This is a genomic window from Paenibacillus sp. FSL H8-0034 (assembly GCF_038000305.1).
Classification (GTDB): domain Bacteria; phylum Bacillota; class Bacilli; order Paenibacillales; family NBRC-103111; genus Paenibacillus_S.
On the sequence record NZ_JBBOBS010000001.1, the window covers coordinates 6254162 to 6271825 of the forward strand.

General features: G+C 47.4%; 11 protein-coding genes. 4 read left to right on the plus strand and 7 right to left on the minus strand.

Annotated features, from left to right (window positions below):
• Positions 1 to 157: 157 nt before the first annotated feature.
• From NST47_RS28185 to NST47_RS28195, 3 genes are all read right to left on the minus strand, one after another.
• Positions 158 to 1135: an ABC transporter substrate-binding protein gene (locus tag NST47_RS28185; protein WP_341158090.1), complete on the minus strand. Its 978-nt coding sequence runs from the start codon at positions 1133 to 1135 to the stop codon at positions 158 to 160.
• The gene (locus NST47_RS28190) at positions 1122 to 1745 is read right to left on the minus strand and encodes a nitroreductase family protein (RefSeq protein WP_341158091.1); all 624 of its coding nucleotides are present in this window, start codon (positions 1743 to 1745) and stop codon (positions 1122 to 1124) included. Before NST47_RS28190 ends, NST47_RS28185 begins: the two co-directional genes overlap by 14 nt.
• A 120-nt stretch (positions 1746 to 1865) precedes the next feature.
• On the minus strand, positions 1866 to 3497 hold the full coding sequence (locus NST47_RS28195) for an ABC transporter substrate-binding protein (RefSeq protein ID WP_341158092.1): 1632 nt from the start codon (positions 3495 to 3497) through the stop codon (positions 1866 to 1868).
• A gap of 272 nt (positions 3498 to 3769) precedes the next feature.
• On the opposite strand from NST47_RS28195, the gene NST47_RS28200 reads away from it, so the two are divergent.
• The gene (locus tag NST47_RS28200; protein ID WP_341158093.1) at positions 3770 to 4654 is read left to right on the plus strand and encodes an AraC family transcriptional regulator; all 885 of its coding nucleotides are present in this window, start codon (positions 3770 to 3772) and stop codon (positions 4652 to 4654) included.
• Positions 4655 to 4692: 38 nt separating this feature from the next.
• On the opposite strand, the gene NST47_RS28205 is transcribed toward NST47_RS28200, so the two are convergent.
• The gene (locus NST47_RS28205) at positions 4693 to 8628 is read right to left on the minus strand and encodes a chondroitinase-B domain-containing protein (protein ID WP_341158094.1); all 3936 of its coding nucleotides are present in this window, start codon (positions 8626 to 8628) and stop codon (positions 4693 to 4695) included.
• 154 nt (positions 8629 to 8782) lie between these two features.
• Between NST47_RS28205 and NST47_RS28210 the strand changes: the two genes are divergently transcribed.
• The 3 genes from NST47_RS28210 (at position 8783) to NST47_RS28220 (ending at position 12729) form a co-directional block, all read left to right on the plus strand.
• Entirely contained in the window at positions 8783 to 9886 is a 1104-nt protein-coding gene (locus tag NST47_RS28210; protein ID WP_341158095.1) for a hypothetical protein, read from the plus strand.
• Between the two features lie 162 nt (positions 9887 to 10048).
• Positions 10049 to 10447 (plus strand): BlaI/MecI/CopY family transcriptional regulator, encoded by a 399-nt coding sequence (locus NST47_RS28215; protein ID WP_076228944.1) that lies wholly within the window; start codon positions 10049 to 10051, stop codon positions 10445 to 10447.
• 35 nt (positions 10448 to 10482) lie between these two features.
• The gene (locus NST47_RS28220) at positions 10483 to 12729 is read left to right on the plus strand and encodes a M56 family metallopeptidase (protein ID WP_341158096.1); all 2247 of its coding nucleotides are present in this window, start codon (positions 10483 to 10485) and stop codon (positions 12727 to 12729) included.
• A 459-nt stretch (positions 12730 to 13188) separates the two neighbouring features.
• On the opposite strand, the gene NST47_RS28225 is transcribed toward NST47_RS28220, so the two are convergent.
• Genes NST47_RS28225 through NST47_RS28235 form a run of 3 tightly spaced genes read right to left on the minus strand, consistent with a single transcriptional unit; the run spans position 13189 to position 17606 of the window.
• Positions 13189 to 14991 (minus strand): cache domain-containing sensor histidine kinase, encoded by a 1803-nt coding sequence (locus NST47_RS28225; protein ID WP_341158097.1) that lies wholly within the window; start codon positions 14989 to 14991, stop codon positions 13189 to 13191.
• Positions 14991 to 16004: a response regulator transcription factor gene (locus NST47_RS28230; protein WP_341158098.1), complete on the minus strand. Its 1014-nt coding sequence runs from the start codon at positions 16002 to 16004 to the stop codon at positions 14991 to 14993. The genes NST47_RS28225 and NST47_RS28230 overlap by 1 nt, the downstream gene beginning before the upstream one ends.
• 42 nt (positions 16005 to 16046) lie before the next feature.
• Positions 16047 to 17606, minus strand: a complete 1560-nt coding sequence (locus NST47_RS28235) for an extracellular solute-binding protein (RefSeq protein ID WP_341158099.1) — start codon at positions 17604 to 17606, stop codon at positions 16047 to 16049.
• Between the last annotated feature and the right edge of the window lie 58 nt (positions 17607 to 17664).

Below are 17664 nucleotides of genomic sequence, written 5' to 3' on the forward strand. Positions count from 1 at the left end.
CTGGCATTTGGCGTACAGACCACTAGAGTCTGTATGCCTTTTTTGTTGTTTTCAAATGGCTCCGAATCAACAAAGATTCAACATTTGCCGCAAAAAAAAGAACCCCTCCCCAAGTAGATTATTCTACTTGAGGACAGCCTCCTTAGATGCCTGTCATTCACTGCTTGGTTGTCAGCATTTTCACTGTTTCATCGATTATCAATGAATAAGCCGTCGGTCCAAAACCCTGGAACCACAAATCATATTGAACAGGATGAATGTGATTGTTCTTCATAGCCTTGAGTTGGCTCCAGATGGGGCTTTGCTTCAATTCCTCGTACTTCTCATTGCTCTCGATCAGAATGAAGATATGATCCGGGTTGATTTCGGGCAGCTTTTCCAATTGCAAAATAGCAAACGTGCTCTTATTATCCGGAAATGATGCCGGTGTCTTCAAGCCGAGATCTCGATACAGAATGTCATAATTCTTGGCGCCATAATAACGCAGTTCCTTATCGGTTACCCGTAGAAACATGACCGTCTCATTGCCGATCGCTGATCCGATCTTCTCTTTCGCTAGCTTCACTTTGCTGTCGTAGGTTTCAATCACTTTCTTAGCTTCTTCTTCTTTTTGCAGGACGCTTGCTAAGGTCATGAATGTTTGACGCCAATCCTTGGCTCCGTCTTGCGTTTCGTCCGGCTTCAATACAATGGTTGGCGCAATCTTGCTCAACTGCTCGTACCCTTTACCCATGCTGTCATTAGCAATAATAAGATCGGGCGATACCGCTAAAATGGCTTCGAAATTGGTCTCTGACTGCCAGCCTACATTTGTCGTACCAGCCAGCTGATCCTTTAAATACCACGAAAAATCTTTATTATCGGGTCCTGCCGGAACCGCCGAACTTGGCTTCACCCCAAGCGCCAGCATGAAGTCCGTAATCCAGGGGTTAAGCGCAGCAATGGCTTTGGGTTTACCTGTCAGGACGGTTTCACCCGAGATATGCTTGATGGTTCGGGGCACTGCTGCTTCCTCAGTTGGTGGGGCGGCCGCACCGCTTTCGACGGGCTCATTTTTGCCACAAGCGGAAATCAGGAGCATGGGTAGGATGAATAAGAGCATCATCGGAATATAGCTGCGTTTAGTTTGTTTCATCGTCGGCACGTTCCTCTCTTACAGCTGTCTTTCCAAATATGTGCGTTTTGACTTCTGCCGGTGTACGCGGCTTCTTGGGGGGCGGAACCTGATCATCCTCAAAATGGCCCAGATGCAGCATCCCTGTAATCTTCTCTCCGGACTGCACACCGAGTCTCTCCCGTACGGCGGGGTTCCAATTGTGATCATTGGTTTTCCAAACAACGCCAAGCTTACGCTCCCAAGCCAAAAGCTGGAAGTTTTGAATCAGCGCCGCAGAGGCCATCAGATCTTCTTCCCATTGCTTATCGTGTGTATCTTTGTCAGGCATGATCACAATTAAAAAGGCAGATGCCTGAGCATGCAGATAGGGTCTCATTTTCTCTTGTTGAGCCGTGTCAAAAGCAGGCATCAAATGCTCAATGAAAGCCCCCTTCTGCTCGGAAGGAACAAATAAGAATCGCCAAGGCTCTCGAAGACCGTGATTGGGAGCCCAAACAGCATCATTCAAGAGCTCCATGACCAGCTGTTCGGAGACAGGCTCATCGGTGAACGCTCTCAGCGTCCGGCGTGAACGAATCGTGAGGGCAATAGCACTCGATGAATTTTCCATATGTATTGGCTGCTTCATTAAAACCCACCTCTAGATGCTTAATTGATAATCATTATCATCAGGATTAATCGTAAGCGATAGCCAACCTTCATTCAATGGATAAAATCTTCCGAAGAGATGGACAAAATTCAAATTCTGCTAAGAGGAGCGCGACGTCAAATAATTGACCATCAGATCCATCGACATGAGATGCTGCATAGGAGCGTGCATGTTGAACCAACTCGGTACCTCTATCACTTGATTGCTTTGTACGGCACGCAGGGCTGACCATGTCCCACTTTGCTTCAACTCGTCGGTTAATTGTGTACTGAAATTGCAGTTGCAGGTCGAGAGAATGAGATGATCCGGGTTCAATCGACCCAAATCCTTTTGGGAAACAACGGTGTAGTGGCTTAAAGAAGATATGCCGAGGGGAGGAGAAAGCCCTAAATCTCTGTACAAAATATCCCCAAGTTGACGCTTCCCTCCATAAACGCGCCATTCATCGGAAGCGGCAATAAGCACCATAACCGTCTTACCTTGCTGATCGGCTGTTCGCAAGCGGGCTCTGGCTTCCGCCACTCGGCGATCATACTTGCGCAGCCAGTCCGCAGCTTGCTCCTTTTTCCCGAACAGACCGGCCACATCATAGAGCGTGCTTCGCCAGTCATCCTTCATCCATACCGTAATGGTTGGAGCCACATTGCGATAGCTGTCCATTATCAGATTATGCCAATTCGCGCCAAGAATAAGCTCAGGATCAGCACGCAGCACAGTTTCCTTATCCGGGCGGTCCCAGCGTCCGACAATTTTGACATCCTTCAGGTCCTCTGCGATATGCGGCAGCAGCCCTCCAATTTGATCGTTGCCTGCGTAAGAAAGGGTGGCAAAGGGCCGGAGATCAAGCGCAAGCAAATAATCATTTAATTGCGGGAAAACAGTCATTAATTTATCTTCGGAATGATTTTTGGAATACAGAGTGGGGGACACACCAACAATCTTCTTGAAGGTGCGGCTAAAATATAATTCATCGCGGAAGCCAACTTTAGTGGCCACCGTTTTGAGTCCCTCGCGGGCGGCCAGCGATGCTTTGGCATGTTGGATTCGCAAATGGGCCAAATATTCGACGGGGCGCATGCCGGTTTGCTTTTTGAATATGCCAGCAAAATTACTGGGACTGATCCCCTGCTTCTGCGCCAAGGAGCGAATCGAAATTTCATCCATATAATAGGACTCCATATACGCAATAGCCTTCTCAACGGCAAGCTGGGTCCCCCCCTGCTCGTTGGCCATCTGCATATCCATCAGGACGGTATGGAGTAACTCTTGGAAAATAAGCTGCTGCTTCCAGCGTGCTAACGGCTCATCGGCATCCTTCCGCACATGGAGCTGTTCCAAACAACGCAGCACCGCTGCACCGTCCTTCAAGCTAATAAGCCCTTCCTGTTCAAATAGCAAATCTTCGGAATCGGCGCCTGGAGGGTTCGCCACCTGCAGCGGACTGTTCCAACGGTAGTGAAAAGCTTGCACAATTATTTGCACAGGATGCTTCTCGCTAACTCTAGCTTCTATCAGGCTGCCGGGATGCAGCAAGAACAGCGCATTGGGCGCTGCCACATATTCCTTTCCATTTATAGAAAGGGTTCCTTCTCCTTCTTTTATAAACACCAGATGATAGCTCGTAATAAATCTGCGTTTAAAATGTGCCGCTGCACTGCATCGTTTGACGAGCACCTTTTGCAAAGTGAAACTGACCTGTCCCATATATGCGATTAAGTTGTGATTGATCATATCCGAATTTAAGCATCCTTTCCGTATCTGACAATAATGATAATCATTATCACTACATGCGTCCAGTAGGAATTTCTTCCCTCGCCTACCCCATTCTTTCCCGTTTGAACTGAGAACCCTATGAACTTTATAGATATATTTATTTTGTATGTAACTATAGGGTCTGTCAAATATTTTGCTGACTTGATCATCAACTCGTCTATTATTAACCTCTCATATTTTTAACCGGGAATTTGTTTTATAATGAGGCTACGAGTAAAGGAGGCCGCTCCATGTATCCCGACTACCTGTTTGAATATCCGAACCGCCAGACCCTCTTTCCCTTTTACATGAAAAAAAAATCGTATCAAGCGGTGGCTCCGCATCGACACGACTTTATTGAGCTTTCTTACGTTGCCGCAGGCAGCGGTCTCGAAATCATTAATGGAAGCGAGCATCCGATGATTCCCGGAACCTTTGTCCTGCTGCTGCCTTTTCACATACACAGCTTTCGATCCACCCCTGGTGAATCACTCACCCTGTATACCTGCAATTTTCCTATCGATCTGCTGACGGAAGGAAAGGAAGCCGAGCTTGGTCTGGCGCATCTGCTTACCGTTCAGGAGGATAGCTCTCGCTCGTTTGTAATGGTTCCTGAAAGCGACAGGACCCGTGTATGCCATTTACTTGACGAGGCGCTGAGCGAATTTGAAGCGGATATTCCCTACAAGCATCTGGTTCTGAAAGGAAAGCTGCTTGAAGCGCTGGCACTGTTTCTTCGTTACCGCTCATTACTGTCAGCAGATGATCCAGCTGTTCCTCCCTCCGGCATATCTGCAAAAGCCAAGCTCGTGACATCCATCGTTCAATACATGTACCAGCAGTACATGGAGCCGATGTCGCTTGCACAGGTAGCCCGGCATTTTCACATCACTCCAGCTTACCTTAGCGATTTGTTTCATAAACAGTACGGTATCCACTTTGTCGATTTCCTCCATGAGCTGCGTGTTCGGCATGCCTGCAGTCTGCTGCTTTCCTCAGATATGCCGATCGCAGAGGTATGGGTGGAAGCGGGCTTCGGCTCGTATCCAAGCTTCTGCCGCATTTTCCATAAAGTAAAAGGAATGGGCGCCAGAGATTACCGTGACAGCCAGCACAAGAAGCGGCTGCTCCCTTAAGTGTAGCCTTCTCTCATGCTGCTGCGCCCCCTCCTCATTTAAGGAGCAATGGTCACTACATTCGACGCCGGACTATCCCCCATATTGTTGTTGGCGACGATCTTATAGTAATAAGTGGTTCCGCTGACCACACTCGTATCGGTGTACCCGTTGGATGTAGTCGTTCCCGCTCCGGTAATGATCACGTTGTAGGTCGTACCGTTCGTAGATCTCAGCACCTTATAGCTGTCCGCTGCTGCCGAGGCGTTCCACGACAGGTTTACCTTCCCGCCGACTGCTGCTGCCGTCAACGAGGCTGGTGCCGCTGGCACAGCCGTCGGATTGCTGATCGTCGTGTAGATGACTACCGGATCCCGGGTATCAGTGGTCCCTTCGAGACCAGCGACTTTGACCGCGATTCCGCCCGTTTTATTCGTCAGCCGGAGGCTGAGCACACCGTCCGACTGGCTTTTATAGAACGGTGTAAGATCAAAGGTCACGAAGCTGCCCGCCGTAATGGGTGAAATCACTCCCAGAGCAGCGTCCGTTCTTGCCCTTTCGGGCTGATTATTAGCGGTAATCGTAGTCGGAACCCACGAATCATCGAGTAGACCATGCAGCTGTAAATCCCCACCCGCTCCGGCAGAGGTGACGTACAGCTTGAGCTGCACCGTATCGATACGGTCACTCAGGGCTGGCAAATTTATTTTATAATACCCGGCTCTCCGTTTGGTTCCGTCTCCTTTAATTTCCATCGTAGCTGCTGCACTATAATTCGTGTCGGCATTGGCAGCTGTAATGTTATCCACATACGTATCAGCGGTAACCGGCAGATTGGTTTGCGCTGAAGCGTTGACCTTGAGAGTTAAGGGCGGCGATGCTGCTCCATCGTATGCAGCCGTTACAATCGAGCTGCCCATGGCTGCTGCTGTCACCCATCCACTCGTGGAAACGGTCAGCACCCCCGGACTGCTGCTTGTAAAGGTTGACCCTGCTGTTACGTCCTCCGTAGACAGATCGGCATAAGTAGCGATAACCTTAAGCTGCTTCGAGGTGCCGCCCAGCGCAATCTGTACAGGAACCTCCGAAGCTACAATTCCCCTCATCGCGGGTGTTGATACGCTGACCGTATTGCCGCTCATGACCGATTTATTCGCCTGGTCCACAGCCTCTACCTTGAACGTATAGGTGGTTCCTGGCTGCAAGCCCAAAGCCTCATAGCTTGTTGCATCTCCAAGGGTCGTATCGATTTTCACATTATTCCGATAAATATGGTAAGCGGCAATTCTCGTATCATCTGTCGCTGCTGTCCAACTGATAGCTGCATGACGAGGTGCGATGCTTGCCACTGAAACCGGAGTCGAGCCGCTCCATGTCGGATTGGCCGTATCTGCTGGCAGACCCGCTGCCGAGTATTCGTCGGCTCCAACATCAGGGATACCAGTCCTCGGCTCACGATCCATATCCTCATTGACATAAGAATACGTCCCTCCGCTGCCATAGCTGCCTGCGGATGCGTTGATGGCCGTACTTGCCGAGCCGAGCTTTTTGTACGCAATCGTTCTCAGCCTGGTATAGCTGGATGAGGTCCACAGCCAGGCGTACTGCTTGGCATCATGCTGCAGCACCTCATCCTTCAGCAGCGGGTAAGCAACATTAACCTCGGATGAGGTCAGTGATGCCGAATTGCCGGTTATGAGCGGCACATTTTTTTGCGGAAACATGATGTTGCCCAACCATGTCAGACCCGGAATGGGGGTCATGATCTTGATCAGCTCTTTTTGTGAGCCGACTACGATGTTATTGGCAAAGGTCAGATTTGTGGGAGGCAGCCCATAACGAACGAGCCCCAGTTCAATATTGGCATAATTGTTGACCAGCGTGTTATTGGCTACCACGACATTTTTGGCTATGTAATGCAGAGCCGGATAAGTGGGATAATTCGTCATCAAATCATCCTTATCGCCAGTTGTAAACGTGATGGCCGCGTCGAAGCTGCTGCCTGTCAAGCCTTGAAAATAGTTGTTGTACACCTTATGGTTCTCGCCATAAATGCGGATGCCTCCTGTCCCCAGATTTTCACCGTAGGGGTCGGGGTTAAGCTCTGTACGACCATTACCGATGAACATATTGCCGTAAGCGCTGGAGCCGTTGCCAGCCCGAAATGACAAGGAGCCTAACGATTCAATAAAATAATTGTACCGTATGATATTCGCGCCACTCTTGACCGAAACAATCTCGGGATCGCCATCGCAATGATCAAAGATGTTGTATTGAATCGTCGTATGGGCGTCCAGATGCACCAATGTCGATACCCCGATCCGAATGCTCTCCGATTCGTTCTCCTGGCGTCCAAGCGTGTTGCGGAAAATGTTGTACTCCACCATATCGTATTGGGTAATTTCCTTGGTTGCAGCACTTGCCGCTGAAACACCGTCGAACAAAATAAATTTTCCTGTATCCAGCTTATTTTCCATTAAATTATGGTCAACCCGATTATGATGGCTGCCGGCTCCATCTATATAGACCCAATCGGTTTTGGGTCCGGTCGCGCTGCTCGTGGCAGGCGAATGAAAGTAGTTATTGGACACACGTATATGATGGGAGCCTGTCAAACGAATCCATGTAGAAGCCGTCATCGTTAATTCACAATCCTGCAGCGTAACATAAGAGCTCGTGGTGAATTTAAGTCCAGTCGATGTAAACTTCGCCATCCCTTTGTTACGGGCCGCAATGACGATTGGATTGTCTGCGGTTCCATTCACGCCTGTGTAGGATGCACCAGCATAATTGCCATTTTCAAGTAAAATGATGTCTCCCGGCGCTGCCGATGCGAGCGCAGCGGTAAGCTGGGTTGTGTTGGTGACCGTTGGTATTGTAACCGTTTTCGGAATGCCGGATACGGAAGGTGTACTGTCACTGCCCTCTCCAGTCGTCGTAACCGAGCTGACTACAAAATAATATGTCGTCCCCGTGGTCAAACCGGATTTCGTGTAATTGGTAGCCGTAACCGGTATGCTGTTCTGCTTCGTAAAAGGACCCGCCGGGCTTGTCGCCATCTTTACATTGTAGCCGGCTGCGCCATCCACCGGATCCCACGATACTTTAACCGCTCCCGTGCTCGGATAAGTCGCCGTAATATGATTGGGAGCTGCAATCACGGCCGGAGAGGTAGGTGAGCTGATGGCAGCTGCCTGCACATCATCAAAGGCGATCGTTCCCGCATTGCTGTACAAGCCGACCTGGCCTGTCGCATAAGGCGTTGTGTCCGTCCCGGACAGCACGAGCGTAGATGCGTAGTACCCTTCAAGCGTTAAGCTGGAATCGGCATTTTCAATCACCTTGAGCTTGAGAGGCAAATAGCCAAAGCTGTCAAAGGACGGGTTCAAAATCGTGTTGGTTACCGATACCCCGCTGGCGTTAGGTGTACCGGAAGTCTGCGGAACGCTGATTTTGGAGGTACCCGTAACCTTTTCCAAATAAAACTGATAGCTGGACGAATTTTTCTTCCACGTAAATCGGTAATAATTAGGCGTACTCCCGGATACGGAATATCTGGCTACCAACCCCGCATACGTGCTGTTCGCACCGGTAATCTTTGCCTTGGCAGACAGCTCCATGTTATCGGTCGTAAGCTCCGGGTTATTGCTGCCCCAATAATTGTTGGTCACCACATAGGCGGAGGTCGTTGTCGTATCCGTCTGATTCAGCACATGATTGCCAGTTGTACCGGAAGCAATCTCTCCCACCGACCAGTTCGTGCTGCCTCCAACAGCGTTTACCCACGGCTGGCTCGCGCTGGCAGTAGGTGCAATCGGAGATGTATACCCCGACGCTGTCGTTCCGTAGCCTTCAAAGCCTTCCTGCAGGGGATACGGCAGCGCCGCTTCTGCCAAATCGGGTTGAATCCAAGGTGTCGATACCGAAAGCAGCAGCGCCAGACAAAGTGAAACGCATATCAGCTTAGCTCCTTTTAACAATCGCCTACTGTTCAACTATAATCACCATCCTTTTACGAGAATATAGTGAGTATAGCTGTAGGACTTGTATCCGCAAATGATCTATTTTACACTGACTTGTGATTTATTAATCGTTTCATCATCATGACCTAGATCTGTTACACTAAGCATCAACAAGGGGGCAACATGCATGGAGAAAAATAACGAGACTCATAGGCGTCCAACGGTCGCTTTAACGGGGGCGGACGAATATATAGGATATAACCTGCTCAAGCAATTGTCAGGACAAGCCGAGGTTATCGCATTATCCAGACATGCCGACAACCGAGAGCATAGGGAATACGTGGAGTGGCGGTCCTGCGACTTTTTCTCTATGGATGACGCGGAGAAAGGTCTTGAGGGTGCGGATTACGCCGTATATTTGATTCCTTCCTTGCTGTCGACCGCCAGGCTGACACAGGCCAAATTTGAGGATATGAACGTCATTCTTGCTGAGCATTTTGGGCGCGCGGCTCAAAAGAATAGCGTGAAGCAGATCGTGTATTGGAGTGGCCTTGTACCACCTGATACGAAGAAGAGCGCACTTTCCCGCCATATGCGTAGTCGGCTTGAGGTTCAGCAGATCCTTGAATCCTTTGGGATTCCAGTGACGTCGATTCGTACAGGTCTGATAGCCCGGCCTGAAGGCTCATCGCTCTCCGAAGTGCTGAACGCATTAAAGCACAGTATTGGCAACGAAGAGCTGTTCGGAAAAACGATGGATATCGGAGAGCCTGATGTCACGACCTATGAGGAAATGCTCGAGCAAACAGCCGAGGTGAAGCGCTTAAAGCGGAAGCATACGATAAAATCCGATGTACGTTCTGTTCAGCGCATCCTTGTACCGGAAGGTAAGAACGCCACCTGGGCCGCCGCCCATTATTTGTCCTGGCTGTCGAGCTTCGCCAAGCCCTTGCTGAGGACCGTAATCGATGACTTCGGGGTATGCCGTGTTTATATTGTATTCGACCGTAGACCGCTGCTGGAGCTGACTTATTCCAAACAAAATAGCACAGCATCATGTGCTGTATATCAGATTACCGGCGGCATGTTCGCGAATACCAAAGAGTCGCCCCAAGGAAGGCTCGAGTTTATGCAAATTCCAGGCACACAGGAATGTATCGTTGCGATTCACGATTATGTGCCCTCCTTGCCTTGGTTCCTATACAGCTTCACTCAGGCCAAGGTACATATCTGGGTGATGTACGCCTTCAGGAAAAAGCTGCTTCGTCTCATCCTCCAACCTAACCTTTGACGCTCCCAAGAGTCGCATCTGCTGCGGCTCTTTTTTCGTTGTATCCAGACATTCCTATCCCATTCCAACAGTTGACATTTTTCATTTACACTTGTAATATCAAATTCAACAGGTTATATTTACATTCGTAAATGAAAGATCATCAGAAAGGATGGTTCCATTATGAGCACGATTCCCAAAATATCAGAATCCGAATGGGAAATTATGAAAGTCATTTGGAAAAGCAGCCCGATCACCTCAGAGCAAATCCTGCTTCAGCTGCCCGATGAGATCCAATGGAGCGAGCAAACTGTTCGTACGTTTGTGAACAGGCTATTGAAAAAGAAAGTAATCGGCTTTGAGAAATCAGGAAGAGGTTATAAATACCACCCCCTATTTTCCGAAAAAGAATGCGTTAAGGCGGAAAGTCAGTCTTTTATAAAAAGAGTTTTTGGTGGTGTTGCAGGCAGTATGGTTACCAATTTTTTGGAGGAGGCACATTTGTCCGATAAGGAGATCGAGCAGCTGCAGAAGATCTTGACGGACAAGCAGGATAAAGCCGATAACAAACCACAGGCATAATGAAGCTGCCCAAGTACATGTAAAGAGGTAAACCTATGGATATTGTATGTAACACTTTTGTCTGGTTTGTGTATTCGACCTTTGCGGCAAGTATTGTTGCCTTGTTGGTGATATCGATTCAAAAGTTATTTCACCGTTACATGAATGCCCGCATTCGACATGCGTTATGGTTGATTGTGTTGATCCGATTGCTGCTGCCCGTTTTTCCAAACAGCGACGTCAGTATTTTTAATATGGTGCCGTTCGCAACCGAATGGAGTAAGGCTGCTGCCGGTATCGTTTCTTTTGTACAAAGCGATCTATCTAACAATGGAACAAGAATTAACCAACAAGATGAATTACTTTCCCATGATAACAGCAGGTCAAGTCAGGATTACGTTAACAGGGAGCCTGCCCTATCTGCACAAAGGATGAAAGATCCTGAACCTGCTACTGTACAATCACATGCTCTCGGTTTAAAAATCTTGGCGTCTGTATGGCTTATAGGCGTAGTTGCCATCCTGACCTACTTGGTCTATTGCATAATGAAGATGCGACAAAGATTCCGTACCCTCCGATTGGTAACCGATTCTTCGATCATGCAGGTTATGGAGGATTGCAGAGCGAAATTCGACATTTCGTTACCGATTCCAGTATACACAGGCAATTATGCGATAAGTCCCTATATCTCAGGGGTGATTCATCCTTGGATCTATTTACCGGAAGCAATCGGCAAGGAATTGAGCACCTCGCAGATTTCACATGTCTTGTCCCATGAATTAGCCCATTATCGAAGAAAAGATATGATTTGGAATACAATCGGAAGCTTTATTCTTGCGATCCACTGGATGAATCCTTTGGTCTGGATTTGTATCAGAATGATGAAAGCTGACAGAGAACTCGCTTGTGATGCTTACGTATTGGAGATTCTGGGAGAAGCAGAGGCTGTTCCGTATGGGTTGACGATTATTGAATTTCTTAAGCGATTTTCTGCCAAACGAAATCAGCCAAACCTGCTGTATTTTCACGAATCGAACAACCATAACCAAATCGTTAGGAGGATGACAATGATCAAGTCTTTTAAAAAAGGATCGTATAAAATATCAGCGATTGCGATCATAGGCATGGCGATCCTGGCTGCTGTGACATTAACGAATTCTCATAATCCGATTCTGGCGATCAGTACGGATAACACGCTCGCAGCAACCGATTCGGCAATGAAAGATCGTATTCTGTTTGATTCCCCATTCCGGGACTATAATCGTTTGGACAAGGCTGCTCGAATTGCCGATTTTAAGTTTAAAGTCCCTGACTTTGTGCCCGAGGACTACAAATTTGAGAGTGTACATCTGAAATCGAAACAACCTGAAGAAAGCAAGCTAACCCAGGCCTCATTTTATTACGAAGCTCGTAAAGGAAACCAACATTATGGAAATTTTGAATTAAACGCGGTGTATGGTGGAAACGGACTGGAAGCCGCTTATGCGAAAATTGAGCAATCCGAACAACAGCTTAAAATAAGTGAATTTGAATTTGAAATAAAGAAAGAACCCCTGATCATTAATCAAATGGACGCTTTGAAGGTGACAGTAGGTTCAGGAAAGCGTGAAAAGCTGTACTATATATGGCAGGATCAGGATATCCAGTACCAACTTCATGGGAGCGTTTCAAATCAAGAGCTCCTTATGATGATAGAATCCATGAAATATCCTGATGAACAGATGAATGAACGTTATACAAGCGACTATATGTTGAACATTCAAATCTATGATACGGATGATTTACAGCAGGCTCCGGAATTAATCGGATTTACACCTAAATTTCCGCTGCAGCTATTCGGACAATTTCAAGCAATGAATGCTTTTGTCACCAAAAAGGTCAACTTCAGCTTTCCAATAGACGATGAGGATAAGAATACAAGACTTCTCAGTATTAGATACCAAAAGACTGACAATAACAATCGTAATGCAAACAGTTTTAATCTCAAGCAAATCAAAAATGGTCATACGTATCAAGATATCAAAAACAACGGATATGTTGACTTCTATCGTATAGACGGGCAGAAGCATGAAGTCAAGGTAAGCCCCATAGAGGTAGCAGGAATGGAAGTGCTTCAAACAGAGAAGTACAAAATCGACGGTCCATTAAGTAATGCGTATGAGGCGGATTTGGTAAGCTATTTCTGGATCGAACATGATGTGTGCTTTCAAGTGATGTTTAAGGAAAATGAATCACAACAAAATGAAATTGTAGCTTACTTGATACAAACTAAGGACGAATCGAAAAACCAACTAACCCGTTAGCCATACTTCGATTAAGGTTATGGGTAAGAATTTCGGGCGAAGAGGAATTCATGATCTGATATTGCAGCTGTGCCCCGTCCCTTTGCCTTAAAAAATAATTCCCTGGCGGCAAAGACACACCCTTGTTATCCTTACCATCCCAGGTCCAGCTGGGTGATTGGAAGCCCCAAATGAAATTACTATTTATACCAGGAAGCGGCAGACCATCGAAATGGCTTGGAGTTTCTTTATCAGGCGAATGCGTTATCGAGCCTACCCATATAACCTCCCATTTCCGGGTCGAATCGAGCGTGACTCTGCTTTGCTCATCCGTCGCACCTTGCTCGAATCCGACCTGATGCCCAAGCTTTTCACTCCTTTTCGATGTTTGTGATTTTAGGGATTTACTTTATAAACGCTTCTGAGCCGTCCGAAGTTGCAAAAAAACGTCCAGTGCTCTACACAAGAGCATTGGACGCTTCACGTTGCCAGATCAGGAAAACGAATGAACAAGCGGGTACCCTTACCCTGCTCACTCTCCATACATAAGCCGTATTTCTCTCCGAATACCAGCTGAATTCTGCGGTGCACATTCATCATGCCAATCCCGCCATGCCCCTTGCCACCAGACAGATTGGATTCAGCCAGTTGGTTCGTATCCAGCTGACTCTGCAGAACAGCAAGACGATCAGGAGCTATGCCCACTCCGTTATCCTCAACTACCATCACCAAATCATCGCCCTCAATCCAGGCATCCAGCCGAATAAAATGATGCTCCTCCAAACCATCCGCAAACGCATGCTGAAAAATATTTTCAATTAAAGGCTGCAGCGTCAGCCTGACTGTTTTCTTCAAAAAGAACTGTGGAGGTATCCGCACATCCAGCTCAAACTCCCGACCGATGCGATGCTTCATAATCGTCATATAATTGAGCACATGCTTTAGCTCATTCACGATAGCCGTCTCTTCAATATCGGTTTGTACGGAATAACGAAACATGGAGGCAATGGCATCGACAATTTCGGTGATTTCTTCGGATTGCTGGATCACAGCATAGCAAATAATATTTTCAAAAGTATTGTACAGAAAATGAGGATTGATTTGCAGCTGCAGGGATTGCAATTGCGCCTTTTGATGCTCCAGCTCGGCGTCCTTTTTACTTAATTCAGTCCGGTATAACGTATCCATCAGCTCGGATAAGCTCACAACCATCAAATTATATCGTTCAATCAGCTCATCCAGCTCATTACGAGTTCGGAGCTGCGGGATCTTGACCCAATTGCCCTGCTCGGTTTGGCGCATGCCTTTTTTCAATATCTGGATCGGCTTGGTAATGTTCCGGCCAAATCGATACGATAGCAGCAAAGCAATCAGCAGCGTAACGCCTCCCACCCAGATGGAAGATATCCGAATGCTCGAAAGCGGCTCATTAATATCCGCAGTCGGCAACGACACCATCAAATTCCAGCCGGAGTATGCCGACTTCAAACTGACCACCATTCGCTCCTCACCACCGGAGGCATCGATGAACGATTCCAGAGGGTTCGACTCCAGCTTACTCAGAAGCTGCTTGTCAACAAAGCTGCCAATCTGCTTCTTATCCGGATGATAGACGATCCGTCCCTCATTATCGACAATGGAAAAGAACCCGTTGGGTCCAAGGTTGATCCCTCGCCATAGCGTTGAAAATTCATTCGATTTGATCTCAATCGCCAATATCCCTTTGAATTCGTTAAACACCTCACCGTGAATCTTGCGTGCCAACGTAATAAATTGATTGCTGCTCCCGGCAAAGACGCTATTGTTAATAATCGTCAGATTTCCCTGCGCATCGGCCTCTTTATCCAGCTCCTCCAATGTAACCTCAGGCAGCGGATCGGCAATCGGCTTCAGCGCCGGATTCTCATAATACACCCAGTTATGGTTGTAATCGATCAAATATACTGTCATGATCTCGGGAGATTTGATGAACAGCGGATCAATCACATTAACCTTCAGCTTATTCGTAAACTCATAATACTCATAATCTCCCTGTGGAGGCGCATCGAGAAATTTTTTAACGTCCGTATTGGTGAACAGAGATAAATGGGCCCGCTCATACAATTTCAAATACAAATCGGTATGATTGACCGCATTCGAGACAATTTCCTTAAGATGCTGCTCATTCTGCTCACTAAGCTTCTTGGACGAAATATGATAGGAGAAAAATCCGATCGAAGCCGCGGTGATGATGACAACAGATGCAATATAGGCAAAAATACTTCTGGCGAGCGTTGGCTTCATTATTTGATCCCCATCATATGTCGGTATTCCAAGGGCGACAGTCCGGTGACCTTCTTGAACATGCGTGAAAAATGCGGATAATTCTCGTAGCCTACCTCATAAGCAATATCGTTGGTCCGATAGTGCGGAATTTCCAGCAGCTTTTTGGCCAGCTCGATTCGTTTCGTAATCCGGTATTGAACGAAGTTTTCCTTGTGCACCTTTTTAAACAGCAGGCTTAGATAAGGCGGGGTAATGCCGAGATATTCAGCCACGTCCTCAAGCGACAAGTCTTTCGTAATATGAGAATCCATGTAGTACTTGGCCTTTTGCATCAAATCCTGTCCACCCCGCTGTAGGGTCAGCTCATCAATCATTTTCAGGATCTGTATTTGAAGCTGTGCAAAATATTGCAATTTATCGGCAGCGTCCGAGATTTCCTCACCCTGCGGGTGAAAGCCTTTGACAGATAAACGTTTCTTAAGCATCATCAGGCAATCCTTCAACAGCTGAATGAAATCCGAATCGGAGGTCGAGGCCGTACTGCAATACGACCTTAACTGCTCCAAATGCAGCTCAACCTCCTCAATCCGCAAGGACCAGATCGCTTCGACAATTTTGTCGATCCATTCCTCATATCGAGATATGGAAAATACAGCATGATGGCTTTCATATACAAGCTTATCCAGCAGGCTATGAATTTTGGAGGGGATAAACGGCTTCAGCACATATTCCTTAACCCCATAAGAGATGCAGGCTTGCGCATATTCAAAATCACTGTATCCGGATATGATCACCTTTTGAATCAAAGGGTATTTCTCATGAACCTGCTTGCACAGCTCAAGACCATCCAGCTTGGGCATCCGGATATCCGTAAACAGCAGCTGAGGCATCGATTCCTCAATCATTTGGAGCGCTTTCAAGCCGTTACTGGCTGTTCGAATGGAATCAAAGGAATGCGAATGCTGCTTCAGCATGACAACAAGACCTTTGAGTATAAGCGGCTCATCATCTACAACCAGAATATGCTTCATGTGCCGTCCTCCATTTTGTGCAGGGATCAACGTCTGGATGTATTAGTCTCCCATGATGACGCCGGATTTCTGATTATAACGGTCAGTTGCTTCTTTTATGATATCATTCCCGCCCTTGGATTTCCATTCCTCCAGCACCTTCGGCCAATCGGAAATCGGCTCCTTGCCGTATACCATTTTCAGCATATGATCCAGAATAACCGGCGGCATATCCGAGAACTTGATACCGGCATCCGTATATTTGGCGCTGGCTGCGAGCTCAGGCTGGAATGCAATTCCACTACGACCTTCCTTCGTTACAATGGTATCGAACTGCTGAACCAGCTTTTTACCATCCTCTGTCGTGTTGAGCAGGGTCCGATTCAAGGCCGTATCCTCAACCAATCTCAGCATAACGGAACGGAACTGCTCCTCCAGTGTACCTTCCGGTGTGGTCGGCTGCTTGTAAGCTACCTTGCCATCCTTCATCGTGTACGTGTCGCCCTCAATACCAAAGTTGAAAAATCTGTCGCCTGCTTCGGTAATCATATAATTGTGGAATTTAACGATCGCTGCCGCCTTTTCTTGGCTGACCTTGCTGTTGATGTAAGAAAGTCCGCCCGTGTAGCTGTATTTCATCATGCCGCCTTTGCCGTCATCTCCTACAGGTGAAGGTATGATGATGACCTCGGATTTGGCATTCGCAGGTTTTGTGGTATTAATCCAGTTCAGCAGCAGATTGGCATTATGATTCCAGACACCCGATTTACCGGCATTAATATTATTTGTCCATTTGTTACCGTCCAGACTGGCAAAATCCTTCGCCATCAAGCCTTCGTCATACATCGTCTTGTACACCTGCAATGCTTTTTGCATCGCTTCGACCTTGAAAAACTTCGGAACAACCTGATCGCCGATTTTTTCAAACATCGTGCTGTAAGGCATCACATCATAAGCGCCGAAAATCACATCGGAATATACAAAATCTTTGCGGAAGGCAAACGGTTCAGCAACCCCGTTCTTTTTCATGGCACGCAGTACATTCAGAAGATCATCGACAGTTTTGGGTGCGGGCAGCCCCGTCTGATCGAGTAGATCCTTACGGATAAACGTTGCACGACGCGTGGAGGATGATAAGTATTCCGGGATCGCATAGATTTTACCGTTGTACTTGACCTCGTTCCAGGCTTCCTTCGGAATCGCTTTCAGTAAATCCTGTCCATATTCCTTCAGTAGATCATCCAGCGGCATAAACAATCCGCCTTTAATCGCTCCGCTCATATCGGGTCCTTCCGGGAACATGCCTTGAATGGTGTTCATCACATCGGGAATATCGTTGCTGGCAAACATCAGGGCTGTCTTGGGCTTGAACTCCGCATGTGGAACCAATCGGATATCCAATTCGGTATTCGTTAGCTCTCCCAGCTTCTTGACCCATTTGTCCTTGTTGATATCCGTACTAGCGAGTGCATACTTGTTTAAGGAATCGCTCATCGAAATCGAAATCTTGACCGGTCCCTGCGGTTTGTTGTCTGCTGCTTTGGGCGCAGCCGGGCTGGAGCAGCCCACTATTGTAACATATGTTAGCGATGCGAGCATACCTGCTTTTTTCCAACGTTTCATTGTATATGTTCCCCCTACGAGTTATTGAGTGGCTTCGACATGATCTTAACGCGAATGC

Bases quoted from the DNA above. Each gene is read 5' to 3' on its own strand.
- NST47_RS28200 (WP_341158093.1), top strand. From the start codon at position 3,770: ATGTATCCCGACTACCTGTTTGAATATCCGAACCGCCAGACCCTCTTT.
- NST47_RS28235 (WP_341158099.1), bottom strand. From the start codon at position 17,606: ATGAAACGTTGGAAAAAAGCAGGTATGCTCGCATCGCTAACATATGTT.
- NST47_RS28215 (WP_076228944.1), top strand. From the start codon at position 10,049: ATGAGCACGATTCCCAAAATATCAGAATCCGAATGGGAAATTATGAAA.
- NST47_RS28225 (WP_341158097.1), bottom strand. From the start codon at position 14,991: ATGAAGCCAACGCTCGCCAGAAGTATTTTTGCCTATATTGCATCTGTT.
- NST47_RS28195 (WP_341158092.1), bottom strand. From the start codon at position 3,497: ATGATCAATCACAACTTAATCGCATATATGGGACAGGTCAGTTTCACT.
- NST47_RS28185 (WP_341158090.1), bottom strand. From the start codon at position 1,135: ATGAAACAAACTAAACGCAGCTATATTCCGATGATGCTCTTATTCATC.
- NST47_RS28210 (WP_341158095.1), top strand. From the start codon at position 8,783: ATGGAGAAAAATAACGAGACTCATAGGCGTCCAACGGTCGCTTTAACG.
- NST47_RS28220 (WP_341158096.1), top strand. From the start codon at position 10,483: ATGGATATTGTATGTAACACTTTTGTCTGGTTTGTGTATTCGACCTTT.
- NST47_RS28190 (WP_341158091.1), bottom strand. From the start codon at position 1,745: ATGAAGCAGCCAATACATATGGAAAATTCATCGAGTGCTATTGCCCTC.
- NST47_RS28230 (WP_341158098.1), bottom strand. From the start codon at position 16,004: ATGAAGCATATTCTGGTTGTAGATGATGAGCCGCTTATACTCAAAGGT.